Source organism: Kibdelosporangium persicum (assembly GCF_013280595.1).
GTDB lineage: Bacteria > Actinomycetota > Actinomycetes > Mycobacteriales > Pseudonocardiaceae > Kibdelosporangium > Kibdelosporangium persicum.
Genome location: NZ_JAAATY010000004.1, coordinates 101,454 through 126,952 on the forward strand (window position 1 = coordinate 101,454; position 25,499 = coordinate 126,952).

The following is a 25,499-nucleotide window of genomic DNA, read 5'->3' on the forward strand; positions in this document are numbered from 1 at the left end:
TGGTCGCCTTGAGCCGGCCATTTCCACCCCGCCCCACGCTGCCGACACCGTTCGGTGCCTGGTTTTTCGCTGGGGTTGGGGCGGTGTCGGGCGTGTTGCGGGGCGTAAATGACCGGCGCGACCAAATCGTGGGCGGTTGCTTGGCCTGCGGTGGTTGCTGGGGCGGGTCGTTCGGTCCTGTCTCACGCTGCCGACACCGCTCGGTGGCTGGTTTTTGCTGTGGTTGGGGCGGTGTCGGGCGTGTTGCGGGGCGTAAATGACCGGCGCGACCAAATCGTGGGCGGTTGCTTGGCCTGCGGGGTTGTGGGGGTGGGTCGTTTCGGCTCTGTCTCACGCTGTCGACATCGCTCGGTGGCTGGTTTTTGNAAATCGTGGGCGGTTGCTTGGCCTGCGGGGTTGTGGGGGTGGGTCGTTCGGTCCTGTCTCACGCTGTCGACATCGCTCGGTGGCTGGTTTTTGCTGGGGTTGGGGCGGTGTCGGGCGTGTTGCGGGGCGTAAATGACCGGCGCGACCGGATCGTGGGCGGTTGCTTGGCCTGCGGTGGCTTGTGGTTGCCGGGAGCGGGTCGTTTCACCGCGCGCCGACACCGGCGCGACCGGATCGTGGGCGGGCATCTGGGAACCAGGCATGTCCCGGCCAGGCCCGCGACCGGATTGTGGGTGGTCGCCTGGGGGCGGTCATGCCCGTGCCCGGGCCCATGCGGCGGTGCCGCGGGGCGGGGGACGACGAGGGGGACCGGGTCAGGAGTCTGTTTTGTACTTCTTCTGGGTCGACTCCAGGGACTTCACGGCGACGGCACCGGAGCCGCCGCCGATCAGGATCGCGAGGACGTCGACGAAGCCGCTGCCACCGGTGAGCAACAGCCCGAGCAGTGCTCCGGCCGTCGTCACACCGGCGACCGGCCAGCGGCCGCGGACGTACTGCGCGATCGGCCCGCCGCCCGCACGCTTGGTCGCCGCCGAGTTCAGCAGCGCCAGGTAGCCGACGTGGGCGAGGGCGGCCACGAGGGCCACGATGACGATGATCACGGCGATCAGGTCCAGCATGCCTCCAGTGTGCCCTCATCCGGGGCCGTGGCGGATGGGTGATCGCCCTGATATTCGCCCTAGCGCCCGAGGCGGCCCCGGCCGAGGTTGAGCAGGGCCATCGCGAGCTGACGGCCCTCCGGGCCCAGTTCCCGGTAGCGCGCGAGCACGTCTATCTCGCGGTTGTAGACGATGCGCGGCCCGCCCGCCGCCATCCGCGCCGCGCCGATCGTCTTGGACACTTCGATCCGGCGCTTGACCAGTCGCAGGATCTCGGCGTCCAGCGAGTCGATCTCCTTGCGCAGGGCGTCGATGTCGTCGGCGGCGGTGCCGTTCTCGGTCGTCGGGGTCATCGGCTTTCCTGTCCGTCTAGGAGGCCTGGCCCGGAGCGCGAAACCCCCGGGTCCGAGGACTCCGGGGGCTTCGTGGTGTCTGGTGGCGTCAGAGAACCACGGGAGCCGGAGTCCGGTTCCCGTAGAAAAAGTAAAAGCGCTCTGCCCGCACTCCGTCATCTTGACACAACCGCCGGGCGGACGTCGACCGACGGCCGGTGAACATCCTTCTCCTGCAGCTCGGCGGCCTTGTCGAACCGGCGAAACAGCTTGGTCATGATCAGTCCGCCGATCACCACACCGCCGCCGACCAGCGCCAACGACAGCACGCCCGGGTCGATGAACTGGCCGACGCCGGACAACGCGGCCCCGACCGCGGTCCAGAGCGCCGCCCACACCACCGCGGAGACGCCGGCGAAGAGCGTGAACTTCCGCAGCGGCATCCGCAGTGCACCGGCGAGCACTGGTGCCAGCGTGTGCGCCACGGAGACGAACCGCGCTGTCACCAGCAGCCAGCCGCCTGATTCCCCAACCAGGCGTTCGGCTTGTGCCCACCGCTTCGGGCCCGCCTTGCGGCCGACCCATCCGTGCTTGATCGCGGGCCCCGACCAGCGACCAAGCGCGTATCCACCCAACTGGCCCGCGAGACACCCCGCGGCCGCCACAGCCCCGGCCAATGGCGACCACGCGACGTGCAACACCCCGATGCACGCGCCCACGAGCACTTCCCCCGGCAGCACGACGCCGACCACGACGCTCGTCTCGAGGAACGCCAGCACGAAGATCGTCACCAGCACCGCGACCGGTGACAGTGCCGTGAGGTCCGGCATCAGGTCTTCGAACACGTTCCCCGCCCCCGTCTGTCCGGCTCGACCAACTCCCTGTTCACAGACTGTCGCCCGCGGCAGGCGAATGGATCAGGGATGAGCCCCGGAAAACCCCGGAAACGAACCCCGAACTCCTGGTGAAGCCCCCTGACACAGAGGTACTCCGTCACCCGCTGTCCAGGCCAACCATTTATCGGCTGGTTCTATGCCCGACGAACTTGGCGGACCTGGGACACCCCGGGAGTGAACACACGTGCGAGGGTGCCCGGACTTTGTCGGGGCGGGCGGGTACCTTTGTTCGCGATGAACGCCTTGTTCGAGCTTCCCGGCACCACACCTGTCAACCCGGCCGTCGCCGCCCTGCTTGAGGGGCTCAACGACCGGCAGCGTCAGGCTGTCGAGCACAGCGGTACGCCGCTGCTCGTCGTCGCGGGCGCGGGTTCGGGCAAAACCCGTGTGCTGACAAGGAGAATCGCCTACCTGCTGGCCGCGCGGGACGTACATCCCGGCCAGATCATGGCGATCACGTTCACCAACAAGGCCGCCGCCGAGATGAAGGAGCGCGTCGCCGATCTGGTCGGCGGGCGCGCGAAGGCGATGTGGGTCTCCACGTTCCACTCGATGTGCGTGCGGATCATGCGGCGCGAGGCGAAGACCATCGGCATGTCGTCGAACTTCTCGGTCTACGACTCCGACGACACGCGCAGGCTGATCACGCTGGTGGCCAGGGATCTGGACCTGGACCCGAAGCGGTACTCCGCGCGGTCGCTGGCCGTGCAGATCTCGAACCTGAAGAACGAGCTGATCGACTACGAGACCGCGGCCTCGCGCGCCACCAACGACTTCGAGCGCCGCACGGCCGAGGTCTACGCGGTCTACCAGCAGCGGTTGCAGCAGGCCAACGCGTTCGACTTCGACGACCTGATCATGAAGTCGGTCGAGCTGTTGCAGACGTTCCCCGACGTCGCCGAGTACTACCGGCGCCGGTTCCGGCACGTGCTGGTGGACGAATACCAGGACACCAACCACGCGCAGTACATGCTGGTCCGTGAACTGGTCGGGGTCGGCGCGGGCGACATCCCGCCCGGCGAGCTGTGCGTCGTGGGCGACGCGGACCAGTCGATCTACGCGTTCCGTGGCGCGACGATCCGCAACATCGAGGAGTTCGAACGGGACTACCCGGACGCGACCACGATCAAGCTGGAGCAGAACTACCGCTCGACGCAGACCATCCTGTCCGCGGCGAACGCCGTCATCTCGCGCAACACCGGCCGGATCGACAAGCGGCTGTGGACCGACTCCGGTGAGGGCGAGAAGATCGTCGGCTACGTCGGCGACAACGAGCACGACGAGGCCGCGTTCGTCGCGGGCGAGATCGACAAGCTGGTCGACCACGGCGACGCCCGCAACGGCGACATCGCGGTGTTCTACCGGACCAACAACCAGTCCCGGGTGTTCGAAGAGATCTTCATCCGGCTCGGGCTGCCGTACAAGGTGGTCGGCGGCGTCCGGTTCTACGAGCGCAAGGAAGTCCGTGACGCGTTGGCGTACCTGCGGGTGCTCGCCAATCCCGAGGACACCGTGTCGCTGCGGCGGATCCTCAACGTGCCCAAGCGCGGCATCGGTGACCGGGCCGAGGCCGTGGTCGCGACGCACGCCGAGCAGGAGCGGATCTCGTTCAGCGCGGCCCTGCGCAAGGCCGCGGCGGGCCAGGTCCCGCTGCTCAACCCCCGTTCGGAGAAGTGCATCGCCGGTTTTGTCGAGTTGCTGGACTCGCTGCGTGAGCAGGTCGACGACGGCGTGGCCGAGCTGCTCGAAGCGATCATCGACCGGACCGGCTACCAGGCCGAGCTGGAGGAGAGCGACGACCCGCAGGACGCGACCCGGCTGGACAACCTCCGTGAACTGATCACCGTGGCCCGGGAGTTCGCCGAGGTCCCGCCCGCGATCGACGACGAGGAGACCGCCACGCCGCTGGGCACGCTTGAGGCGTTCCTCGAGCGCGTGTCGCTGGTGGCGGACGCTGACCAGGTGCCGGACGCGGAGTCGGACGGTGTGGTCACGCTGATGACGCTGCACACCGCCAAGGGCCTGGAGTATCCGGTCGTGTTCAGCACCGGCTGGGAGGACGGGATCTTCCCGCACATGCGGGCGTTGTCCGACGAGGTCGAACTGGCCGAGGAGCGGCGCCTGGCGTATGTCGGGATCACGCGTGCTCGTGAGCGGCTCTACCTCTCCCGTGCGGTGGTGCGGTCCGCGTGGGGGCAGCCGTCGACCAACCCGGCGTCCCGGTTCCTCGACGAGATCCCGGCCGAGCTGATCGAGTGGCGCAGGCTGGAGCCGTCGCGGCGCTCGTCCGGGCCGTCCGCGGTGACCACGTGGAGCCGGTCGGGTTCGGACTCGGCGCAGGCCAGGATCGCCAGGCAGGGCATGAAGTCCACGTCGTTCAAGGGCTGGCAGGACACGCCCGCGCTGAAGCTCGAGGCCGGCGACCGCGTCAACCACGACAAGTACGGCCTCGGCACGGTCGTCGCGACCGACGGCGCGGGTCCGCGTGCCACCGCGACGATCGACTTCGGCAGTTCGGGCACGATCCGGCTGATGCTGATCGGCAGTGTTCCGCTCGTGAAGCTCTAGGAAAGTAGGGTTCACTCCACCGTCCACGTGCCGGTGTGCCCCACTCTTAGGGGTTGTGTTCAGGGACGGCTACGGGGTTTTCCCGATGCGTGTCATCGCCTGGTGGGACCAGTATCTGAATTACTGGATTTCTCGCTGTGGGGAGACACGTGAACACCAAGCCTGTACAGGAAGCCGTCAGCAAGTGGTTCAAGCAGACGGCAGGGGGAGAACAACGGCCGGTGCTTTTTGATATCGACGAGACGTATCCGGCACTACGGAGTCTCGACAATTCGTACGCGGACATCCGGAGCGAGCTCGACGGGGTCCTCGCCGACCGCTCGACGCTGCCCGCGTATCACGACCTGGACCCCGACCAGGCCACCATCTCCAACGTGACCCCGAACGAATGGAAGATCTTCTACCTGTGGGCCATGGGGGAACGGGCCGAGCCGAACGCCTCGAAATGCCCGAGGACGACCGCGCTGCTGGCGTCGATCCCGAATGTCTTCCAGGCGTTCTTCTCCATTCTCGAACCCGGCAAGTCGATTCCCGAACACGAGGGTCCGTACTGCGGGTATCTGCGCTACCACCTCGGGTTGAAGGTGCCGGACGACGCGCCGCCGAGCATTCGGGTCAAAGACGAGTGGTACACCTGGCAGGAAAAGCAGAGCATGCTTTTCGACGACAGCTGGAACCACGAAGTGGTCAACGAGAGCACGGGTGAGCGGATCGTCCTGATCGTCGACGTGCTGCGGCCGATGCCGCTGCCGCAGACGATCGTGAACAAGGGCGTGGCGCTGGCCGCCAGGTACGTCTACGGCCGCAAGGTGCTCCAGCGAGCGGCCGAGCCCCGTCGGCAACCGGCCACGGCAACGTCCTGACCAGCGGATTCGACCACAAGTTCGAAAACTGTCAGACCCCTCTGCTTGACTCGCGGCATGACAGAGAACCGCGTCAAGCAGAGGGTGTCCCCATGGATGAGGTCTTGTTCCGCGCGCTGGCTGAGCGGGTGGCGGGCTATCTGGACGGCGTTGACCGGCTGGCGACCGCGCAGCCCTGGGAAGCCGGCCGAGAACTGCGCAGGCTCGCCGGAGCCTGGCGGTCACTGCTCGGCCAGCACACGCCCACAGGCCGCAAACGACGATGCGGTGGCTGTCCCGCGCCGCGCGGCTCACCTGCCATGTGTTCGGTCTGGCGGGTCGCCGGTGCCTGGTTCGCCCGGGCTTGACCCGTCAGACCACCCGCACGCCCTTGGCGGCCATGATCGGCACCGGGTTCAGCTTGCGCCCGCTGGAGTCCCAGATCTCGAAGTGCAGGTGGGTACCGGTGGACTGGCCACGGTTGCCCATCCGCGCGATCTGGTCGCCTGCCTTGACCTTGGCGCCTTCCCGGACCGTGATCGAGTCCATGTGGCCGTAGACGCTGATCGTGCCGTCCGGGTGCTGGATGCGCACCCACAGGCCGAAGCCGCTGGCCGAGCCCGCCTCGATCACGACGCCGTCGGTGAAGGCGCGGATCGGGGAGCCGAACTTGCCCGCGATGTCGATGCCGAAGTGGGTCGTGCCCCACCGCGCACCGTAACCGGAGGTGAAGGTGCCGTCGGCGGGCTTCGCGTACTTGACGCGGGCCTTCTCGGCAGCCTCTTCGGCTTCCTTCTGGAGCTTGGCCGTGCGGTTGGCGATCAGCTGCGCGCTCTGGGTCAGCTTGCGGGCTTCGACACCCGCGTCGCTGACCTGCGCGACGGTGAGAATCTCGGGAGCGGCGGTGCCGATGCTCGAGTCGCCGCCGACGCCGAACGCCGCGGAGGCGTCTCCGGAGTTGGCCAGCGGAGCGATGTCATCGCCGGTTGATGCGCCTGCTTTGAGCGTCTGACCAGCTGCGGCGGCCGCGAATGCGCCAATGGCCACTGCTGCAACGACCACACGGCCACGCAACGCGGGTGGCGGCGCCGGAAGCCGGTGCGCACCACGCTCTGCGCGGTCGTCGTTGGAGGTGCGCTCAAGCGCCTCCAACAGGACTGCAGACTGCTGCGGCCCGCCGGGGGAGCGGTGTCGAGACAAAGCCTGCCCTTCTGCCTCGGGGAGATCCGGGGCGGCACCTCGGCTCGCGGGGACGAGCTCTGGCGTGGACACCGGGCGGGGGATCCCGGGTGAGTGGCTTCGGGGGAACCACTCAGTCCTGCCGTGACCGGACCGTGACAACGGACCGGGGGACAGTAACCAAGGGAGACAGCCGAGGGCAACTTCCCCGACGCGGCTTCTGCCGTTCAGGTCGGGGGCGCAAGTCACTGATCAGTAACTATTACCCAAAGTTAAGGGCACATAACACGACCGAATGTGATCTCTGTTACGCCAACCGGGCGGTCCTTCGCGTTACCCGGTCGCGACCGACCGTTCGCCGCACGCACCGCGCCGCTACTCGATTCGCGGCGGTCGTATGCGTTTGATGCAACCTCCCGGCGACTCCACCCCGTGTCGCCGGTCGTCCCCGCTTGCCCGTTGTCCCGTCCGGCCGGTCCGCCGACCGTTTCCCCAGGTCGTCGGCCCCTTGCTTTGCCTCGTGCCCTATATGACGCCCCGCACGCGCCTCAGGTTGTCTGCGTCAACCCTCGAACCTTGCGGAAGATTCCCACCCCGCCCGGCCACGCCGTGCCCACCATTCCGGCACCGCGGCACCCCGTGTCGGCTTCCGGCATGCGAGTTGACCGCTCCGGCACCTCGTGTCGACCGTTCCGGCACCTCGTGTCGACCGTTCCGGCATGCCGTGTGGGCCACTCCGGCACCGCGCGGCGCAGGGCGGGGCGCCCCGTGTCGGCCTTTCCGGCATGCCGAGTCCGGCCATTGCGGCACCGTGCGGCGGCAACCCCTGCCATGTCGTGCCGCACGCCTGCCCAGGGCTGCCCCGTCCGGCGTGGGAGTCCGCCGTCCCAGCACGAGGTCCTGTGAAGGCGTCGTGCCGCCGCTGAACCGTGGCCCTGGGTCCGCTCGTATGGCCGTCAAGATCACCCGCGGGTGCGGATCGGGGTTCCTGCGTGTGACCTGGGTGTTGTCTTCGGCGCGTGTGGTGGGAGAGGTCGGGTGTGATCGCCTTGCTAGGTTCGGGCTGATGAATTCGCGGATCCGTACGTCGGAAACCCGGCTGGGGACCGGCCCGGCCGCTGATGAAGGTGGAGACCTGGTGCCGGAGCGGCTTGAGGTACCGGCGCTGTTGAAGCTGGCGGTCGTCGTGGCCGCGGCGGGCGCGGCGTTGCTGGCGATCGGTCCCGGCGTCGGGGTGCTGCAGGGCGCGCCCCCGGCGGCGTACGGCAGTGGGCCGCTTCTGATCGCACTCGCGGTGCTGCCGGTCGTGGCGGCTGTCGCTCTGTTGCTCGCCGGTAAGCCGGTGGGCGCGGCGGGTGTTCTCGTCGGCGCGGCGTTCCTGGCTCCCGGGCGTGCGTTGGGTGATCTTCAGCTCGCGGCGGACGCCCTGGTGGCGTCGAGGCCCGAGCTCGTCGTGCCGACCGACCTTGTCCCCTTGGCAGCCGGGACGGGCACGTGGTTGCTGCTCGCCGGGCACGTTCTGACGCTGGTCGCCGGTGCCATGGTGATCGTGCGTGCCGGTGCGCGGCCGGGCACCGCCGTGGCCGCGGAGTTTGAGGACTCCGAGCCGGAGTCGCGCAAGAGGCTGCTCGGCTGGGGCCTGGCGTTCGGCGGGCTCGCCACGGTCGGCCTGCTGATGCCACCGTTCACTTCGGACAACGCGTATCTGCTTGAGCTCGACCTGGCGAACGGGCCGGGGCTCGTCATGATCGGCGGGTTGCTGATCGCGCTCGCCACCTTGCTCGGCTGCGTCTTCGCCGGAACGGCCCGCACGCCGAAGATGGGCCGTGGTGTCCTGGCCGGCGTCGCCCTCACCGTTCTGGCCGTCCTGCTGCCCGCGCAGATCGCCGGGATCACAGTGGACTGGCTGCACACGGACTGGCGGTCGTTCATGGCCACGGCCGGGGCCGCCGGACTTGTCGCCACGGCGGTGTGGCCGAGCGGTCTTGCCTTGAAGCGCAAGGAAAGCAAGCCGATCACCGAGAGCGGCGGCCGGATGCACGTGGCCGCGGGCGTGCTGGCGATCCTCACCGGTGTCGCCGCGATCCTGGGCCAGGCCACCGACTTGTTCGTCGTGGTGATCCCGACGGACGTGCCGATCAACCAGACCGACGAACTGATCATCCTGTCCGGCGTGCGGCCCGGGTCGTTCGCGAACGGGCTGCTGCTGCCCGCCGGAATCCTGGTGCTGGTGCTGGGTGTGCTGCTGCTGATCAAACCCGTCGCACGGATCTTCCGTCCGATGTTGAGCGTCGCGTGGGTCGCGGTCCCGCTCGCCGGATTCCTGGCGTTGGACGCGGTCGTCACGGCCACGTCCACGAGCAGCGCGATCCGCTCGGGCGCGGCGACGTGGTGGACGTTGACCGCCGTCGTGCTCTCCGTCATCGCCGCCATCTGTGCCGGTGCGGCGGGCGCGATCGAACGGGACGACGTCGACCTGACCGAGCGGTCGCCGAACATCATCCTGATGGCGCCGATCGCGGCCGCGATGCTGTTCGCCATCGGCGCGTTCGGACTGCCGGCCATGCGGGCCGAGCAGTACGTCGCGCCAGGCATCTGGTCGAACTTCCGTGTCGCGTCGTGGGGCCTGATCGTCGCGGTCGTCGCGGTGCTCATCGCCTCGGTTGTCGCGGCACGCAGTCGTCCCGCGCGGGCGGCCGCGTTGTTGTTCGGCACGGCGGGCCTCGTCGCGGTGCATGCGCTGGAAGTCCCGATGACCGGCGAACGCGCCGAAGGCGCCGCGGCCGCGGCGGGCACATGGCTGTCGCTGGCGACCATCGCGGCCTTGGTGATCAGTGCCTTCGTGGCCTTGGCGGTACGGCCCGAGCCCGCGAAGCGTCGATGATCAGGCTGCTGCTCGTCGAACTCGAACCGGACGACATCGAGACCCTGACGTTGGCGCGCGCTCTGCGTGACCGCGGCGTCGAAGTCGTCTACGCCAAGGCGGGCACTGCCGAGGAGATCGCACGCGCCGCCGAACAGGAGGACGTGCGCGCGGTCGGACTCGTCGTCCGGAGCGACGAACATCGCCTGATCGGTACAGAACTGGCCGCGCGGACCGTGGTGTTCGCCACTGCCGAGGACGACGAACACGCCATGCGGATGGCCGGAGTCAAGGCGATTTTCCGGCCAGGCAACGCTGACCACGTCGTGAGCTGGGCAAGTTCGCTGACCCGTGATCACGAGCGGTGACCGACCTCACCAGGACCGACGGCCCGGCTCCAGGCGCAGGTCGCTAGGGTCGTTCCGTCCAACGCAGTGCATATGGTGGAGCAGGAGCTCTCAGTGGACCTGTACGAGTACCAGGCGAAGGACCTCTTCGCCGCCCACGGAGTGCCGGTACTGCCGGGCTCCGTGGCTGACAACCCCGAAGACGCCAAGGCGATCGCGGCCGAGCTCGGCCAGCGTGTCGTGGTCAAGGCGCAGGTGAAGACCGGTGGCCGCGGCAAGGCGGGCGGCGTGAAGCTGGCCGACGACCCGCAGGACACCAGGACCAAGGCCGAGGCCATCCTCGGACTGGACATCAAGGGCCACGTGGTCCGCCGCGTGCTGGTGACCCCGGCGTCCGACATCGCCGAGGAGTACTACTTCTCGTTCCTGCTCGACCGTGCCAACCGCAAGTTCCTCGCGATGGCGTCCGTCGAGGGCGGCATGGACATCGAAGAGGTCGCCGCCACCAAGCCGGAGGCGCTGGCGAAGGTCCTGATCGACCCGATCGAGGGCGTGGACCTGGCCAAGGCCAACGAGATCGTGGCCCAGGCGAAGTTCCCCGAGGCGATCGCCGGTCAGGCCGCCGAGGTCGTCGTCAAGCTGTGGGAGACCTTCGTCTCCGAGGACGCCACGCTCGTCGAGGTGAACCCGCTGGTCCGCGACCCGCAGGACCAGATCATCGCGCTGGACGGCAAGGTCACGCTGGACGACAACGCCTCGTTCCGGCACCCGGCGCACGCGGACCTCGTCGACGTCGCCGCCGAGGACCCGCTCGAGGCGGCCGCGAAGGCCAAGGACCTCAACTACGTCAAGCTCGACGGCCAGGTCGGCATCATCGGCAACGGCGCGGGCCTCGTCATGTCCACTTTGGACGTCGTCGCCTACGCGGGCGAGCGGCACGGCGGCGTGAAGCCCGCCAACTTCCTGGACATCGGTGGTGGCGCGTCGGCCGAGGTGATGGCCAACGGGCTGGAGATCATCCTGTCCGACCCGGACGTGCGCAGCGTCTTCGTGAACGTCTTCGGCGGCATCACCGCGTGCGACGCGGTCGCCAACGGCATCGTGCAGGCCTTCAAGCTGCTGGAGTCCCGCGGCGAGGCGGTCACCCGCCCGATCGTGGTCCGGCTGGACGGCAACAACGCCGAGGAGGGCCGCCGCATCCTCACCGAGGCCGCGCTGCCCGGCCTCGAGCAGGTGGACACAATGGACAACGCGGCCGACAAGGCCGCCGCACTTGCTGCCGCGGGGGCGTGAACGAGATGGCCATTTTCCTCAACGAGAACTCCAAGGTCATCGTCCAGGGCATGACCGGCTCCGAGGGCACCAAGCACACCAAGCGGATGCTCAAGTCGGGCACGAACATCGTCGGTGGCGTGAACCCGCGCAAGGCGGGCACCGAGGCCGACATCGACGGCACGCTGGTCCCCGTGTTCGGGTCGGTGGCCGAGGCGATGGAGAAGACCGGCGCGGACGTGTCGGTGATCTTCGTGCCGCCGAAGTTCGCCAAGGACGCCGTGATCGAGGCGATCGACGCCGGGATCGGCCTGGCCGTCGTGATCACCGAGGGCATCCCGGTGCACGACTCGGCCTACTTCTGGGCGCACGCGGTCGCCAAGGGCAACAAGACCCGGATCATCGGCCCGAACTGCCCCGGCGTGATCTCGCCTGGCAAGTCGAACGCGGGCATCATCCCGGCGGACATCACCGGCCCCGGCAAGATCGGCCTGGTGTCGAAGTCCGGCACGCTGACCTACCAGCTCATGTACGAGCTGCGGGACATCGGCTTCTCCTCCGCGGTGGGCATCGGCGGTGACCCGGTCATCGGCACCACGCACATCGACGCGCTCGCGGCGTTCCAGGAGGACCCCGAGACCGAGCTGATCGTGATGATCGGTGAGATCGGCGGCGACGCCGAGGAGCGGGCCGCGGCCTACATCAAGGAGAACGTGACCAAGCCGGTCGTCGGCTACGTCGCGGGCTTCACCGCGCCGGAGGGCAAGACCATGGGCCACGCGGGCGCGATCGTGTCCGGCTCGGCCGGTACCGCCGCGGCGAAGAAGGAAGCCCTTGAGGCGGCCGGCGTGAAGGTCGGCAAGACCCCGAGTGAGACCGCGGCGCTGGCCCGGGCCATCGTCGAAGCGGGCTGAGGCGTACGAACGGTCCGTTCGCGCCGAGAGTTGTCCACAACTCCCCGGTAACCCCGCTGACCAGGCACTATCATCGGTAGACTGGCAGCGGGGTCGCCCCCCGGGTTGGGTGGGGGGCTGTCCTGCAGGTGGGGATTGGATCTTGAGGGCTTCGGTCAGGGCGGTTGGGGGCGTGTGACGCCCGTTGACCAGCAAGTTGGCGGCGCTGGGGTTGTTTTCGCACGGTGGTTTCGGTTGTGCAAGGCGTCGACCAGCATGTCCGCCGCCCGCGCGATGTGGTTGCCGCCAGAGGCTCCCGCTGACCTGCGGTTACGGTTCTCGGTGTGTGGGCGCCCAGTGGTCACGCGGCACACCGGGGGCAAGAGTCGTTCATCCTCAGGGCCGGGCGCTGGTGTAGCGTCCGGCCCTGCCATGTGCAGTAACCGGAACAATTCGGGAACCGAGTGGTGCCGGTCTGCGTCAAAGGTGGAAAAATTCGTCCGAACTATCGCGGCGAGCAGCAGCTGAGGAGAAGCACGCGATGACCTTCCCGAGCGGAGCGCCGGGCGGCTACCCGGGTCAAGGCCCGCACCAGCCCGGCCCACCTGGTTACGGTCCGCCGCCTGGCCACGGCGGCGGTACGAAGCTGAGCCTGCCGCAGATGCTCGCGCTCGGCGCGGGCGGCCTGGGCCTGCTCAACCTTTTCCTCGGCTTCGCGCCGCTGGTCACCGGCGGCAGCTTCTACGAGTCGAGCTTCGGCTGGATCCCCGCCCTGCTGGCGGCGGGCGGTGTGGCCACGCTGCCGGCGATCCTGCCGGGCGACAAGGACAAGCAGAAGGCCGGTGTCCTGCCCGCCGCGCTGAGCCTCGCCGGCATGCTGGGCTTCCTGTTCACCGTGTTCTCCATCTCCGGGAGCATGGCGGCGGGCGGCGTGATGGTGCTGATCTTCAGCATCCTCCAGGCCGGTGTCGCGGTCGCCGCGTTCCTGTTCGAGTCGGGCGTTCTCAAGCCGCCCGCGCCGAACCCGTACGGCTACCCGCAGCAGCCTGGCGCGTACCCGCCGAGCGGGGCGTTCCCGGCGCAGCAGCCGCAGGGTGGTCCGCAGGCGACGACGCAGCAGCCGCAGCCTGGGCAGCAGCCGTTCGGTGGCCCCGGCCAGCAGACGCAGTTCGCGCCGCAGCAGGGGCAGTTCGGCGCGCCGGGCACCCCGCCGGGTGGCTACCCGCAGCAGCCGTCGCAGTGACGTTTCTTCCCGCCGGGCGGGCCGTGATCTTCACGGCCCGCCCGGCGTCTTATGTAGACATTCTGTGACCAGCGTCGATGGTGTTCACTTGATCGGTTGACGGCCGGGCGCGCCGTCCGGCGGCCAGGCGGTGACGGCTGTCAGGGTGCGGGCATGTCCCTGTACCCACCTGATGTAGCGGAGGACGTCCAAGAGCCGGTCCGCGGCCGCGCGCGGGCGCTGATGGTCGCCGGGATCGCGCCTTTGATCGTCGGATACGCGTCCGTCGTGGTGGTGCTGGCGCTGGTGATCTCCGCCGCGAGCAACACGGACGTCTCCACCACAAGCGTGCTGAACGCCGCCATGCCGGGCTGGCTCGCGGTCTATCAGGTGCCGTTGTCCCTGGACGGGACCGATTTCGGCGCGTTGCCGCTGCTGCCGACGCTGTTGATCATGCTGCTGATCGGCCGCGCCGCCACGAAGGCCGCTGATCGCCTGGAGATCGGCTCCGCGTGGGGGACGTTGCTGATCGTGGTGACCATGTCCGTCACGCACGCCATCGCGGGCGTTGTCGTCGCGGAGGCCACGAAAACGGCGACCATGCTCAGTGGATCGCTTGTCCCGGCGGGAATCGCGGCGCTCGCCGCGCTCATCGCGCTGGCCAGGCGCGGGTACTTCGAGGGTCTGGCCGAGCGGTGGGACGAACTGCTGGTGCACGGTCTGCGCGCCGGGCTGATCGGGTTCGCCACGGTGATCGGCGTGGGCACGGCGACGTTCCTTTTCGGACTGTTGATGTCGTTCGGCAGGGCCGCTGCCCTGTTCCCGCCCGGGATCGGCGACAGCATCGGCGTGGCGCTGCTTTCCCTGGCGTACCTGCCGAACGCGGTGGTCGGCGGAATCTCCTTCGTGGCAGGCCCAGGTGTGACGATCGGGCAGCTCACCGCGACACCACTGCACTTCACCGGCGGTCCGCTGCCGGGAGTGCCGGTGCTGGCGGCCTTGCCGGAGATCGGGCAGGTGTGGTGGCCGCTGCTGTTCGTGCTGCCGCTGGGTGTCGGCGCGTTCGTCGGCTGGATTCTGCGTCACTCGAGTGACGACCCTATCGCGCGCCTCCGGGCGGTCGGCGCGGCCACGGTTGTCGTGGCGGGTGGGTGCGCGTTGCTCGGTGTGGGTGCGGGTGGACGGCTCGCGGAGGGCGTGTTCGATCCGCTGAGCGTGCATCCGTGGAGCCTTGGCATGGCGATGTTGTTGTGGGTCGCGCTGCCTGCCGCGACCGTGACCTGGTGGGCCGGGCCTCGTCTGCTGCTCGACGACGCGATCGACGTCGAGGCGGCGGAGGAAGAAGATGAGCGGGAAGAGCCGGCGGCGCCCGAGGAACCAGCCGACGACGATCCCGGCGACAAGCCGGACCTGCCGGACGAGATCGAGAAGTGAGCACTTAGGCTGGCCGTATCCGACCAGGCCAGGAGACCACGCTGAGCGCTCAACCCACTGACCGGCTCTCTCTGCCCACCCCTGCCAAGGTCGTTGTGCTCGTCTCCGGATCGGGCACCCTCCTGCAGGCGTTGCTGGACGAGACCCGCGACGAGTCGTATCCGATCACGGTCGTCGCGGTCGGTGCCGATCGCGCCGGGATCGAAGGGCTGGCCCGCGCCGAACGAGCCGGGGTGCCCACGTTCGTGGAGCGCGTGCGCGACCACGCCGACCGTGCCGCCTGGGACGAGGCGCTCACCAGGACGGTCGCGTCCTACCAGCCCGATCTGGTGGTCTCGGCCGGGTTCATGAAGATCCTCGGCTCGGCGTTCCTGACCCGGTTCGCCGGGCGCGTGATCAACACGCATCCCGCGTTGCTGCCCGCGTTCCCCGGCGCGCACGCGGTCGAAGAGGCCATCGAGTACGGCGTCACAGTGACCGGATGCACGGTGCACCTGGTGGACACCGGTGTGGACACCGGGCCGATCCTCACCCAGGAGGCGGTGCCGGTCGAGCCCGGCGACGACGTCGCCGGACTGCACGAACGGATCAAGACGGTGGAACGGCGGCTGCTGGTCGGCGTGCTCGCGCGAATGGTGCGCGAGGGCTACACCGTGGACGGACGAAAGGTGAGCATCCCGTGACATCAGAGACACGTCCGGTTCGGCGTGCGCTGATCGGCGTCTCGGACAAGGCCGGTGTGCTGGAGCTGGCGACCGGGCTGCACGCGGCCGGTGTGGAGATCGTCTCCACCGGCGGCACCGCGAAGGTGCTGGCCGACGCGGGTGTGCCGGTGACGCCGGTCGAGGAGGTCACCGGTTTTCCCGAGTCGCTCGACGGCCGGGTCAAGACGCTGCACCCGCGGGTGCACGCCGGTCTGCTGGCCGACATGCGCCGCCCTGAGCACGTGCGGCAGCTGGCCGACCTGGACATCAAGGCGTTCGACCTGCTGGTGGTGAACCTGTACCCGTTCGAGCGGACGGTCGCGTCCGGCGCGTCACCCGACGAGTGCGTGGAACAGATCGACATCGGCGGCCCGGCGATGCTGCGTGCGGCGGCGAAGAACCACGCCTCAGTCGCGGTCGTGATCGACCCGGCGCGGTACGGCTGGGTGCTGGAGAAGGTCAACGCGGGCGGGTTCACCCTGGAGGACCGCAGGCAGCTCGCACTGGAGACGTACCGGCACACCGCGTCCTACGACATCGCTGTGGCGTCGTGGATGGGCAGCGTGCTGGCGCCGGACGACGAAGGCAGCAACTTCCCCGGCTGGGTCGGTGCCAGCTGGAAGCGGGCCAACGTGCTGAGGTACGGCGAGAACCCGCACCAGAGCGCGGCTCTGTACGTCTCAAGCCACGGCGGATCCGGCCTGGCGACGGCAGAACAGTTGCACGGCAAGGAAATGTCGTACAACAACTACGTGGACGCCGACGCCGCCTACCGCGCCGCGTACGACCACGCCGAGCCGTGCGTCGCGATCATCAAGCACGCCAACCCCTGCGGCATCGCGGTGTCCACTGTGGATATCGCCGAGGCGCACCGCAAGGCGCACGCCTGCGACCCGGTCAGCGCGTACGGTGGCGTGATCGCGTCGAACCGCGAGGTCACGGTGGAGATGGCCGAGCAGGTCGCGGAGATCTTCACCGAGGTGATCCTCGCGCCTTCGTACGCCGACGGCGCGGTGGACGTGTTGACACGCAAGAAGAACATCCGCGTGCTGATCGCTCCGGAACCGCGGCGCGGCGGCCCGGAGATGCGCCCCGTCTCCGGCGGCCTGCTCCTGCAGGTCAAGGACACGTTCCAGGCCGAGGGCGACGACCCGGCGAAGTGGACGCTCGCGACCGGCGCGCCCGTCGACGAGGAGACGTTGGCGGACTTGGCCTTCGCGTGGCGCGCCTGCCGTGCGGTGAAGTCCAACGCGATCCTGCTGGCGTCCGGTGGCGCGACGGTCGGTGTCGGCATGGGGCAGGTCAACCGGGTCGACTCGTGCCGCCTGGCGGTGACGCGTGCCGGTGATCGGGCCAAGGGTTCGGTCGCCGCTTCCGACGCGTTCTTCCCGTTCCCCGACGGCCCGCAGGTGCTCATCGACGCGGGCGTGAAGGCGATCGTGCAGCCCGGCGGCTCGATCAGGGACCAGGAGACCATCGCCGCGGCCGAGGCCGCCGGTGTGGCCGTCTATCTGACCGGTACCCGCCACTTCGCCCACTGACGTTCTACCGCTGTTCACGGTTGCCCGGCAGGATCTCAGGAATGCGAAGAGTCCTGCTCGTAGTCTTCTTGGCGATGCTCGCCGGGCAACCCGCCTCAGCGGCCGGTTTTCCGCAGGTCAAGGCCCAGGTGGAGACGCCGGGCCTGTTCGACGATGAACAGGGCGGCAACGCCGACGCCGACGATCCCGCGATCTGGGTGAACCGGAGCGATCCCGGCCGCAGCGTTGTCGTCGCCACGGCGAAGGAAGGCGGGCTCTACTCGTACCGGCTGGACGGTACGCGGATCAAGCACGTGCCCGCGCCCGCCCGGCCGGGGCCCGAGCACGCGCCGGGCCGGTTCAACAACGTCGACATCGTCGGTGAGGTGGCCATCGTGTCCGACCGCGGTCGCGACCACATCCGGTTCTACCAGGTCAACGGCCTTGTCGACGTGACCGCGCCGGACGTGGAGTTCGTGTTCGGCACCAGTCAGTCCGAAGTGGACGAGCAGCGGACCGCCTACGGCCTCACCGCTTGGTACGACTGGACGGATCGCGCGACCTACGTGCTGGTCAGCCGCAGGTCGACGACCCGGGTGGCGCTGCTGAAGGTCGAGCCGCGCGGCGGGAAGTTCGGCTACCGCGTCGTCCGGACGCTGGACCTGCCGAGCGAGTTCACGTTGCCGAACGGCACCAAGTGGCAGCCGTGCGACGAACCCGGTGTCCTGCCTCAGGTCGAGGGCATGGTGGTGGACTACCGGACCGGGACGTTGTACGCCGGTCAGGAGACGTCGGCATCTGGCGGATGCCCGCCAAGCTGACCGGCGCACCGGTGTTGATCGACAAGGTCCGTGAGTTCGGCGTGCCCGGCACGTACGACCCGGAGACCGAGGAATGCGAGCCTGGAACGGATCCGGGCTTCGGCGGCAAGCACATCTCGGCTGACGTCGAGGGCCTGACAATCCACTATGGACGTAACCTGCTGCTCGCGTCGAGCCAGGGCGACAACACGTTCGCGGCCTACGACCTGCCCGGCGAGTACAGGACCTCCTTCCAGATCAGGTACGGCGACGACCTGGTGCAGGAGAGCGACGGTGCCGCAGTGGCCGGCACTGCTCTCGGTCACCGGTACCCGCACGGCATGCTCGCCGTGCAGGACGGTGACAACACCGGCGAACCGAGGGACAGCACCAACTTCAAGTTCGTCCGCTGGGAGGATGTGGCTCAGGCGATCCGGTAGGTCTCGTCCGGTACGTCCGTGATGAACATGTGGCCGGGCGAGTGCGTGATCGCGAACGGCGGGCACGAGGTCATCAACGCGGCCTGCGGGGTCACCCCGCAGGCCCAGTAGACCGGCACGTCACCGGGTTCCGGCTGGACCGCGTCGCCGAAGTCCGGTGTGGACAGGTCCTTGATGCCCAGCCCGCCCGGATCGCCGACGTGCACGGGAGCGCCGTGCACGTCCGGCATCCGGGCGCTGATCCGGCCGGCCAGTTCGACCATGTCGGCCGGGATCGGGCGCATGGACACCACCAACGGGCCGCGCATCCGCCCGGCGGGGCGGCAGTCGCGGTCGGTGATGTACATCGAGACGTTCCGGCCCTGCTGGACGTGCCGCAGTGGAATCCCGGCCGCGGTCAGCGCGTGTTCGAACGTGAAGCTGCAGCCGAGCAGGAACGCGACCAGGTCGGAGCGCCACATCCGGGTGGCGTCCCGCAGTTCGCACACCAGCTCGCCGTTCTCCCACACCCGGTAGCTCGGGATGTCGGTACGCAGATCGGCGTCGGGGGCCAGCGGAGTGGCCGGCACCCCGGGGTCCGTGACGTCGAGGACCGGGCACGGCTGCCGATTGCGGTGCGCGAACAGGAGGAAGTCGTACGCCCAGTCGCGCGGGACGGCGATCAGGTTGGCCTGGGTGTACCCGGGCGCCCAGCCGCTGGTCGGCGTGACTGTCCCGTCACGGAAGGCTTTCCGCGCTTGCTCCGGGGTCATGTCAGCTCCCTTCCCCGAGTTTCCGGCAGGCCGAGCAGCGCCAGCACCGCGATGCCGTACGCGACCGCTCCGAACACCATCGCACCACCGACACCCCAGCTCGTGGCCATGAAACCGACCAGAGTCGGGAACAGCGCGCCGACCGCGCGACCGAAGTTGTACGTGAATCCCTGGCCGGTGCCGCGCAACGCCGTCGGGTACAGCTCGGCGAGGAACGAGCCGAACCCGCTGAAGATGGCCGACGCGCAGAAGCCCAGCGGGAAGCCGAGCACCAGCACCAGCGAGTTGGCGCCTTCCGGGATGTTGATGTACGCGATGATCAGCGCGGCGGACAGCACGGCGAAGATCGTGAAGGTCTTCTTGCGCCCCAGCCGGTCGGAGAGATAGCCGCCGGTGACGTACCCGATGAACGCGCCCGTGATGAGGAACGCCAGGTACCCGCCGGTGCCGACGACGGTCAGATCCCGTTCCTTCTTGAGGAATGTGGGCAGCCACGTGGCCAAGGTGTAGTAGCCGCCCTGCACACCGGTCGCGAGCAGCGCGGCGAACAGCGTGGTCCTGGTGTACTCGCCCTTGAAGATCGCCGCGAACGAACCGCGTTGCTCATTGGCCTTGCGCTGTGCTTCAACATGCGGCGCGTCGGTGACGTTGCGGCGCACGTACCAGACCAGGACCGCGGGCAAAGCGCCTGTCCAGAACAGGATTCGCCACGCGATGTCGGGGTCGGCGAGGCTGAAGACCACGGTGTAGACGATCACCGACAGGCCCCAGCCGACCGCCCACGCGCTCTGGATGAACGCGACCGCGCGGCCGCGGTACTCGGGTTTGGCGTACTCGGCGATCAGGATGGCGCCCGCGGCCCACTCGCCGCCGAAGCCCAGACCCTGGAAGGCCCGCAGGACGAGCAAAGTCTCGTAGTTCGGGGCGAATCCGCACGCGACCGTGAAGACCGCGTACGTGATCACCGTCAGGATCAGCGTGCGAACCCGGCCGATCCGGTCGGCGAGGATGCCCGCGATCGCGCCGCCGACCGCGGAGACCACCAGGGTGACCGTGGTGAGCAGCCCCGCTTCCGCGTTGCTCAGGCTGAAGTACGCGGTGATGGCCACCATGCTGAGCGGCAGCACCTGGAAGTCGTAGGAGTCCAGGCCGTATCCGCCGAACGCGCCGACGAAGGCGCGCCGCCCTTTGCTGCCGAGCGACCGGAACCACTCGAACGGCCTGGTTCTGTCCTGGGTCGTCGTGCTCATCCGCACCTCCCGAGGATGACGTGTTCCGTTGACTGTAAGGATCGTTCAACAATCCTTCAAGAGGTAAGCTGAGTGAATGTCGGTCGAAACGTCAGGACTGATCGCCGATCGAGCGCTGCTCGGCCGGACGAGCACCGCCGAACGAGTTGCTGACGTGCTGCGGGCGCGCATCAGCGAAGGCTTCTTCACGCCGGGCACGCGCCTCGCCGAGGACGCGATCGCCGGCGCGCTCGCGGTGTCCCGCAACACCCTGCGTGAGGCCTTCCGGCTGTTGACGCACGAGCGCCTGTTGACCCACGAGCTCAACCGTGGCGTGTTCGTGCGGGTGCTGACCATCGACGACGTGATTGACATCTACCGGGTCCGCAAGCTGGTCGAATGCGCCGCCGTGCGTGATCTGACCGCCCCGCCGTCCGGGATGGACGACCTGCTCGCGGCGGTGTCGGACGGGTCGGCGGCGGCCGCGCAGTCCGACTGGCGCGGCCTCGGTACCGCCAACATCCGGTTCCACCAGGTGATCGCCTCGTTCGCCGGTAGTCCCCGGGTGGACGAGCTGATGCGCGGCATTCTCGCCGAACTGCGGCTGGTGTTCTACGTGATGCAGGACCCGAGGTGGTTCCACGAGCCTTATCTGGTGCGCAACGGCGAGATCGCCGCCCTGCTGCAGGAGGGTGACGGCGCGGGCGCGGCGGACATGCTGGCGGCCTATCTCGACGACGCGGAACGCCAGCTCGTGGGCGCTTATTCGGAGCACAACCCGGGAGAGTGACCCGCCTTGCGGTCGCCGCTGAACCACCGCTAAGCTAGCCTCAGCGCTCGAACACATGTTCGAGACGCGCCGGCTCCCCACGGCGGTCGTTCGGTGTGCGGGAGGTGTTCCGGTGTCAGGGTCAGCGGTGACGAGAGCGGCGTCGCTGAAGTCCGTGGCCATGCCCGACGGGGTGGGAGTGGCCAGCGGCCTGACCCTGACATCGGTCGACCGGGAACGAGTGCTGCCGGTGCCCCAGGTGCTGGCCGGGCTCTTCCCGTGGGGTGGCTTGCGGCGTGGTAGCACGGTGGCGGTACGCGGGTCCGTCACTGTGCTGCTCGCGTTGCTCGCCGAAGCCACGGCCGGCGGGTCGTGGGCTGGGGTGATCGGTATGCCACGACTGGGGGTCGTGGCCGCGGCGGAGCTTGGGGTCGCCGTGTCCCGATTGGCGCTGATCCCCCGTCCCGGGGCCGACCTGCCCGCCGTGGCCGGCGCCTTGCTCGACGGCGTGGATATCGTCGTGGTCTCGGCGGCCGGACGCCTCCAGGAGTCCCACGCCCGTCGCTTGTCGGCACGCGCCCGTCACCGTGGCGCCGTGCTGGTCCCGTTCGGTCCCTGGCCGGGCGCCGACCTCGAACTCAGCCACGTCCGCTCCCGCTGGGCAGGCCTGCAGGACGGCTACGGCCACCTCCACACCCGCGAACTCACCGTCTCCGCCCGCGGCCGCGGCTCCGCCGCCCGCCCGGCCACAACAACGCTTTACGTTGGCCCCCAAGGGATTTCCGACACGCCGACGCCCCTGCCCGCCGACGGCATGTGGCCACCCCAACGTTCGGCCCTCCGCGCGTGCCCAGGATTCCAGCACCACGAAACGCACGTTCCGGCACCATGAAATGCGCATAGCGGCACAGTGAGATGCGCTTTCCGGCACCGCCGCGGTGGGTTGTGGCTGTGTCGATGTGGCCTTCTCCTTGGTCCGATGCCCGGGTCGCCGCACGCCCCTACTCGGCATCCTGATGACTTTCCTTGCGCTCCTTGGGTTTCGTAGTCAGGGGCGTGTTGTCCGCAGCCGCCCGTGCGAGTGATGGACCCGCACTCTGCGCACGGCACACGGCACCGATCGGGGGAAAGCCTCATCGGGCCTCGGCTGGGATACTGCCGAAGTCGGACCGTCACGTGGGGGGAACCATGGGTAACGAGACGACCAGAGCCGGACGCAGAGGGCGGGTGGCCAAGGCTCCCCAGGGTGATGAACCGGCGGCGGCCTTCGCCCGGCAGCTGTGGGAGCTCAAGCAGCACGCGGGTGACCCTTCCTACGACGCCATGCGCCAGGATCACGGTGCGCTGGCCTCGAAGTCGGCGTTGTCGGCGGCGGCACGTGGCGCGCAGCTGCCTTCCTGGGACACGACCTGGGAGTTCGTCCGATCGCTGGCGGTCGGCGTGCTCGGTCAGGACGAGCAGCGGGTTCGCGCGCAGTGGCGACAGCGGTGGGATCAGGCGGCCGCCGCGGTCGTGGCCGAGGCCGCGCCCGTGGAACGCCCTCCGGCGTCACCATGGATCAGGCGGCGCGGCTGGTGGGTGCTGGGTGCGGTCGCCGCGGTCGGCGTGCTGCTGGTCGCCGCGCTGTGGCTGAGGCCGGAACGACCGGCGCCTGCCACGATCGCCGAGCCGTGCGAGGCGACGTGGCTGTGCCTGTACCGGAACATCGGCTTCGACGACATGAATTTCCGGACCCAGCGGCAGAACGCGTGCTGGCGCCTTGCCGACTACCATTTGCAGGACGCGGTCTTTTCGTACGACAACAATCTGCCGGTGACCGGTCATTTCTATGACTCGGCGAAAAACAGCGTCGGCGACATTCGCGCCGGTGACAGCAGTCAGGACAGTTCGGCGCTGCCCGGCGCTTACTGGTTCTGCACCGGCTCCGCCAGGCCGTGACTTGACCAGCCGACGCCCCAGGTCAAAGCTCTGAGCTGCGGATACGTCGTGATTTGGCTATGGCCAAAGCCGTGCCCGGAAGTGCCCTTCCCTCGTTGCCCGAGTGATTTTATGGTTGCCCGGTAACAAATCCCGGGACGAGATCTCCGGTATCAGGGACGAATTTCGGGTGCTTGAAAATCGACGGTCGCTCACCAGAGGAGACTGATTATGGCGTTCACATCGAAGCTGCGCCGATCCGCGGCGGCAGGCGCGGCAGTCGTGCTCGCGACAGCGGGCATGCTGGTCACCGCGGGGTCAGGAGCCGGCGCGACGCCGGAGGGCACCACAGTTCTCGCACCGGCGAAGTGCGCTGACTACGGCTGGGTGACGGTCACCGCCCAGGCGCTGAGCATGTTCTCCGGGCCAGGCTTGCACTACCCCACCGTAGGGCCGACGCTCTACCGCGGGCACCGGCTGTCCTGTTATGCGGTGGAGGCTCACGACCCCAGGTATGACCTTTGCGGGTACTCGAATGTCAACGGCTGGATCCCCATCGACCGTGATGGCAATGGTTGGTCGGACGCCTACGTCCCCAGTGTGTGCGTCGCGGACGAGTAGCCGCCGGCTCTTCGGCACCGTGAATTCGTGACACTGTGGGCCGTCCGCGAGAACGGCCCACAGTCATGATTGCTTTCCTTGCGTCCCTTGGGTTTCGTGGCCAGGATCGGGGTTGTCCACAGCTACCCGTGTGAGTGATTGACGCCCATTCGTCTCGAACCTATGTTCGAATCATGCGAATGCTCGTGGTCTGGTGCCCGGACTGGCCGGTGGTGGCGGCCGCTTCGGGTGCCGGGCTGCTGCTGGCGACGCCCATGGTGGTGGTGGCGGCCAACCGGGTGGTCGCCAGCTCGGCCGTGGCCAGGGCCGAGGGCATCCGGCGGGGCATGCGCCGCCGGGAGGCGCAGGGCCGCTGTCCTGAGCTGGTCGTGTTCGATGACGATCCGGTTCGGGACGCGCGGTTGTTCGAGGCGGTCGCGGCGGCGGTGGAGGAGCTGGCCGTCGGCGTCGAGATCGTCCGGCCGGGGTTGGTGGCCGTGCCCGCGCGGGGGCCGGCCGGCTACTTCGGCGGTGAGGAGGCGGCGGCCGAGCGGCTGATCGATCAGGTCGCCGGCCGGGCCGGGGTGGAGTGTCAGGTCGGTGTGGCCGACGGCCTGTTCGCCGCCACCCTGGCCGCGCACCGGGGGCTGGTGGTCAAGCCGGGACGCAGCGCGGAGTTCCTGGCGCCACTGGCCGTCAACGAGTTGCGGCAACCGGGCGGTCCGGACCGCACAGAGCTGATCGATCTGTTGCGGCGCCTGGGGTTGCGGACTCTCGGTGCGTTCGCCGAGATCACCGAACGCGATGTGGCGACCCGGTTCGACGCGGACGCGGTCCGGGCGCACCGGCTGGCCAGAGGCCTGGACGAACGGCCGCCGTCCAGACGCAGGCCACCGCCGGACCTCTCGATCAGCACCGAACTCGACCCACCGGTCGACCGGGTGGACGCGGCCGCGTTCGTGGCCAGGTCCCTCGCCGACCGGCTGCACACCGGGCTGGCCGCGCACGGCCTTGCCTGCACCCGCTTGGGAATCTACGCGCGCAGTGAGCGGGACGAAGAGCTCGGCCGGGTCTGGCGGTGCGCGGAACCGTTGACCCCCAACGGGATCGCCGACCGGGTGCGCTGGCAGCTGGACGGCTGGTTACGCGGCGGCGGCCCGACCGCCGGCATCCGGACACTGTGGCTCGAACCCGAGGAGGTCGTCGAAGGCAAAGCACTACAACTGGATCTGTGGCGAGGCGAAGGACACGCCGAGGCCGCGGAGAAGGCCGGGCGCGCCATGGTCCGCGTCCAAGGCCTGCTCGGTCCGGAAGCCGTGTGCACCCCGGTGCTCGGCGGTGGGCTGGATCCCCTCGACCGCGTGCGGCTGGTGCCGTGGGGTGAGGAACTCACCCCGGCGGCGGACCCGGACCTGCCGTGGCCAGGGCAACTGCCCGCGCCCTCACCCGCGGTCGTGTTCCCTGACCCGGTACCGGCGACGGTCTTCGGCGAGTCCGGCGAGCCGGTCCACGTCACCGACCGCGACATGTTGACCGACCCGCCCACCACGGTCGGCATCAACGGCGGCTCCCCACGGCCCGTCGCGGCCTGGGCGGGCCCGTGGGTGGCGAACGAGCGGTGGTGGAGTCAGGAACCTCGCTGCCAAGCCCGGCTCCAGGTCCTCCTCGGCGCCGAACCGGCCCAGACCGCCCTGCTGCTCGCGTACCACCAGGGAACGTGGACCGTCCGCGCCCACTACGACTGACCTAGGCCGTCCGCACGCAACCCGGGCTTCCGGATGGAGGTGGACCCGGCGCGCCGGCCATGCCGGTCAGGCAGATGGCCAGGTCCACCACCCTGCTGGACTGGTAACGCCGCAGCGAGGACGTGCCCGCCCTGCTGCCCACGCTGTCGA

Annotated in this window: 24 protein-coding genes; 18 read left to right on the forward strand and 6 right to left on the reverse strand. The window is 69.0% G+C overall.

The genetic code is table 11. The features are described 5' to 3' along the window. Positions 1-740: 740 nt before the first annotated feature. The 3 genes from GC106_RS09440 to GC106_RS09450 form a co-directional block, all read right to left on the reverse strand. Positions 741-1,046, reverse strand: coding sequence for a hypothetical protein (locus tag GC106_RS09440; protein WP_173127000.1), 306 nt, complete (start codon positions 1,044-1,046; stop codon positions 741-743). A gap of 59 nt (positions 1,047-1,105) precedes the next feature. After that, on the reverse strand, positions 1,106-1,378 hold the full coding sequence (locus tag GC106_RS09445) for a chorismate mutase (protein WP_173127002.1): 273 nt from the start codon (positions 1,376-1,378) through the stop codon (positions 1,106-1,108). Positions 1,379-1,533: 155 nt separating this feature from the next. Continuing rightward, positions 1,534-2,202 (reverse strand): DedA family protein, encoded by a 669-nt coding sequence (locus GC106_RS09450; protein ID WP_173127005.1) that lies wholly within the window; start codon positions 2,200-2,202, stop codon positions 1,534-1,536. 285 nt (positions 2,203-2,487) lie between these two features. Here GC106_RS09450 and pcrA point away from each other — a divergent pair, with 285 nt between their 5' ends. The 3 genes from pcrA (at position 2,488) to GC106_RS09465 (ending at position 6,031) form a co-directional block, all read left to right on the forward strand. Next, positions 2,488-4,821, forward strand: a complete 2,334-nt coding sequence (gene pcrA, locus GC106_RS09455; RefSeq protein WP_173127008.1) for a DNA helicase PcrA — start codon at positions 2,488-2,490, stop codon at positions 4,819-4,821. A gap of 149 nt (positions 4,822-4,970) precedes the next feature. After that, complete coding sequence (locus GC106_RS09460; protein ID WP_173127011.1) at positions 4,971-5,684, forward strand: aspartyl/asparaginyl beta-hydroxylase domain-containing protein; 714 nt, start codon at positions 4,971-4,973, stop codon at positions 5,682-5,684. Positions 5,685-5,776: 92 nt separating this feature from the next. After that, on the forward strand, positions 5,777-6,031 hold the full coding sequence (locus GC106_RS09465; protein WP_173127014.1) for a hypothetical protein: 255 nt from the start codon (positions 5,777-5,779) through the stop codon (positions 6,029-6,031). A 4-nt stretch (positions 6,032-6,035) separates the two neighbouring features. Here the strand turns inward: GC106_RS09465 and GC106_RS09470 are convergent, their stop codons facing one another. Continuing rightward, a complete protein-coding gene (locus GC106_RS09470; RefSeq protein WP_312872565.1) occupies positions 6,036-6,710 on the reverse strand; it encodes a M23 family metallopeptidase in 675 nt (224 codons plus the stop codon). Positions 6,711-7,908: 1,198 nt separating this feature from the next. On the opposite strand from GC106_RS09470, the gene GC106_RS09475 reads away from it, so the two are divergent. From GC106_RS09475 to GC106_RS47615, 10 genes are all read left to right on the forward strand, one after another. Beyond that, positions 7,909-9,726, forward strand: coding sequence for a hypothetical protein (locus GC106_RS09475; RefSeq protein ID WP_173127021.1), 1,818 nt, complete (start codon positions 7,909-7,911; stop codon positions 9,724-9,726). Beyond that, positions 9,723-10,073: an NAD-binding protein gene (locus tag GC106_RS09480; protein ID WP_173127024.1), complete on the forward strand. Its 351-nt coding sequence runs from the start codon at positions 9,723-9,725 to the stop codon at positions 10,071-10,073. Before GC106_RS09475 ends, GC106_RS09480 begins: the two co-directional genes overlap by 4 nt. A gap of 93 nt (positions 10,074-10,166) precedes the next feature. Further along, positions 10,167-11,345 (forward strand): ADP-forming succinate--CoA ligase subunit beta, encoded by a 1,179-nt coding sequence (gene sucC, locus GC106_RS09485; RefSeq protein ID WP_173127796.1) that lies wholly within the window; start codon positions 10,167-10,169, stop codon positions 11,343-11,345. A gap of 5 nt (positions 11,346-11,350) precedes the next feature. Further along, entirely contained in the window at positions 11,351-12,238 is an 888-nt protein-coding gene (gene sucD / locus GC106_RS09490; RefSeq protein ID WP_173127027.1) for a succinate--CoA ligase subunit alpha, read from the forward strand. 520 nt (positions 12,239-12,758) lie between these two features. Further along, positions 12,759-13,460 carry a DUF5336 domain-containing protein gene (locus GC106_RS09495; RefSeq protein WP_173127030.1) on the forward strand — a complete coding sequence of 234 codons (702 nt, stop codon included), beginning with the start codon at positions 12,759-12,761 and terminating at the stop codon, positions 13,458-13,460. Between the two features lie 153 nt (positions 13,461-13,613). Further along, positions 13,614-14,873 carry a cell division protein PerM gene (locus GC106_RS09500; RefSeq protein WP_173127033.1) on the forward strand — a complete coding sequence of 420 codons (1,260 nt, stop codon included), beginning with the start codon at positions 13,614-13,616 and terminating at the stop codon, positions 14,871-14,873. A 41-nt stretch (positions 14,874-14,914) separates the two neighbouring features. After that, positions 14,915-15,556 carry a phosphoribosylglycinamide formyltransferase gene (gene purN, locus GC106_RS09505; protein WP_173127799.1) on the forward strand — a complete coding sequence of 214 codons (642 nt, stop codon included), beginning with the start codon at positions 14,915-14,917 and terminating at the stop codon, positions 15,554-15,556. After that, on the forward strand, positions 15,553-17,118 hold the full coding sequence (gene purH, locus GC106_RS09510) for a bifunctional phosphoribosylaminoimidazolecarboxamide formyltransferase/IMP cyclohydrolase (RefSeq protein WP_173127036.1): 1,566 nt from the start codon (positions 15,553-15,555) through the stop codon (positions 17,116-17,118). Before purN ends, purH begins: the two co-directional genes overlap by 4 nt. Positions 17,119-17,159: 41 nt before the next feature. Next, on the forward strand, positions 17,160-17,918 hold the full coding sequence (locus GC106_RS47610) for a phytase (protein WP_246365306.1): 759 nt from the start codon (positions 17,160-17,162) through the stop codon (positions 17,916-17,918). Continuing rightward, positions 17,903-18,337: a phytase gene (locus GC106_RS47615; protein ID WP_246365307.1), complete on the forward strand. Its 435-nt coding sequence runs from the start codon at positions 17,903-17,905 to the stop codon at positions 18,335-18,337. Before GC106_RS47610 ends, GC106_RS47615 begins: the two co-directional genes overlap by 16 nt. On the opposite strand, the gene GC106_RS09520 is transcribed toward GC106_RS47615, so the two are convergent. Both GC106_RS09520 and GC106_RS09525 read right to left on the reverse strand, forming a co-directional pair. After that, entirely contained in the window at positions 18,322-19,089 is a 768-nt protein-coding gene (locus GC106_RS09520; protein WP_173127039.1) for a putative hydro-lyase, read from the reverse strand. The two genes, GC106_RS47615 and GC106_RS09520, sit on opposite strands and share 16 nt — an antisense overlap. Beyond that, complete coding sequence (locus tag GC106_RS09525; RefSeq protein ID WP_173127042.1) at positions 19,086-20,339, reverse strand: MFS transporter; 1,254 nt, start codon at positions 20,337-20,339, stop codon at positions 19,086-19,088. Before GC106_RS09525 ends, GC106_RS09520 begins: the two co-directional genes overlap by 4 nt. A 76-nt stretch (positions 20,340-20,415) precedes the next feature. Between GC106_RS09525 and GC106_RS09530 the strand changes: the two genes are divergently transcribed. The 5 genes from GC106_RS09530 to GC106_RS09550 all read left to right on the forward strand — a co-directional run bounded on the left by GC106_RS09530 (position 20,416) and on the right by GC106_RS09550 (position 25,349). Continuing rightward, positions 20,416-21,108, forward strand: a complete 693-nt coding sequence (locus GC106_RS09530) for a GntR family transcriptional regulator (RefSeq protein ID WP_173127044.1) — start codon at positions 20,416-20,418, stop codon at positions 21,106-21,108. Positions 21,109-21,220: 112 nt separating this feature from the next. Further along, complete coding sequence (imuA', locus tag GC106_RS09535) at positions 21,221-21,979, forward strand: DnaE2-dependent mutagenesis accessory factor ImuA' (protein ID WP_173127047.1); 759 nt, start codon at positions 21,221-21,223, stop codon at positions 21,977-21,979. A gap of 296 nt (positions 21,980-22,275) precedes the next feature. Further along, positions 22,276-23,025 carry a peptidase inhibitor family I36 protein gene (locus GC106_RS09540; protein WP_173127050.1) on the forward strand — a complete coding sequence of 250 codons (750 nt, stop codon included), beginning with the start codon at positions 22,276-22,278 and terminating at the stop codon, positions 23,023-23,025. Positions 23,026-23,235: 210 nt separating this feature from the next. Continuing rightward, a complete protein-coding gene (locus GC106_RS09545; protein WP_173127053.1) occupies positions 23,236-23,625 on the forward strand; it encodes an SH3 domain-containing protein in 390 nt (129 codons plus the stop codon). A 179-nt stretch (positions 23,626-23,804) separates the two neighbouring features. Further along, entirely contained in the window at positions 23,805-25,349 is a 1,545-nt protein-coding gene (locus GC106_RS09550) for a DNA polymerase Y family protein (RefSeq protein WP_173127803.1), read from the forward strand. The last annotated feature ends 150 nt before the right edge of the window (positions 25,350-25,499 follow it).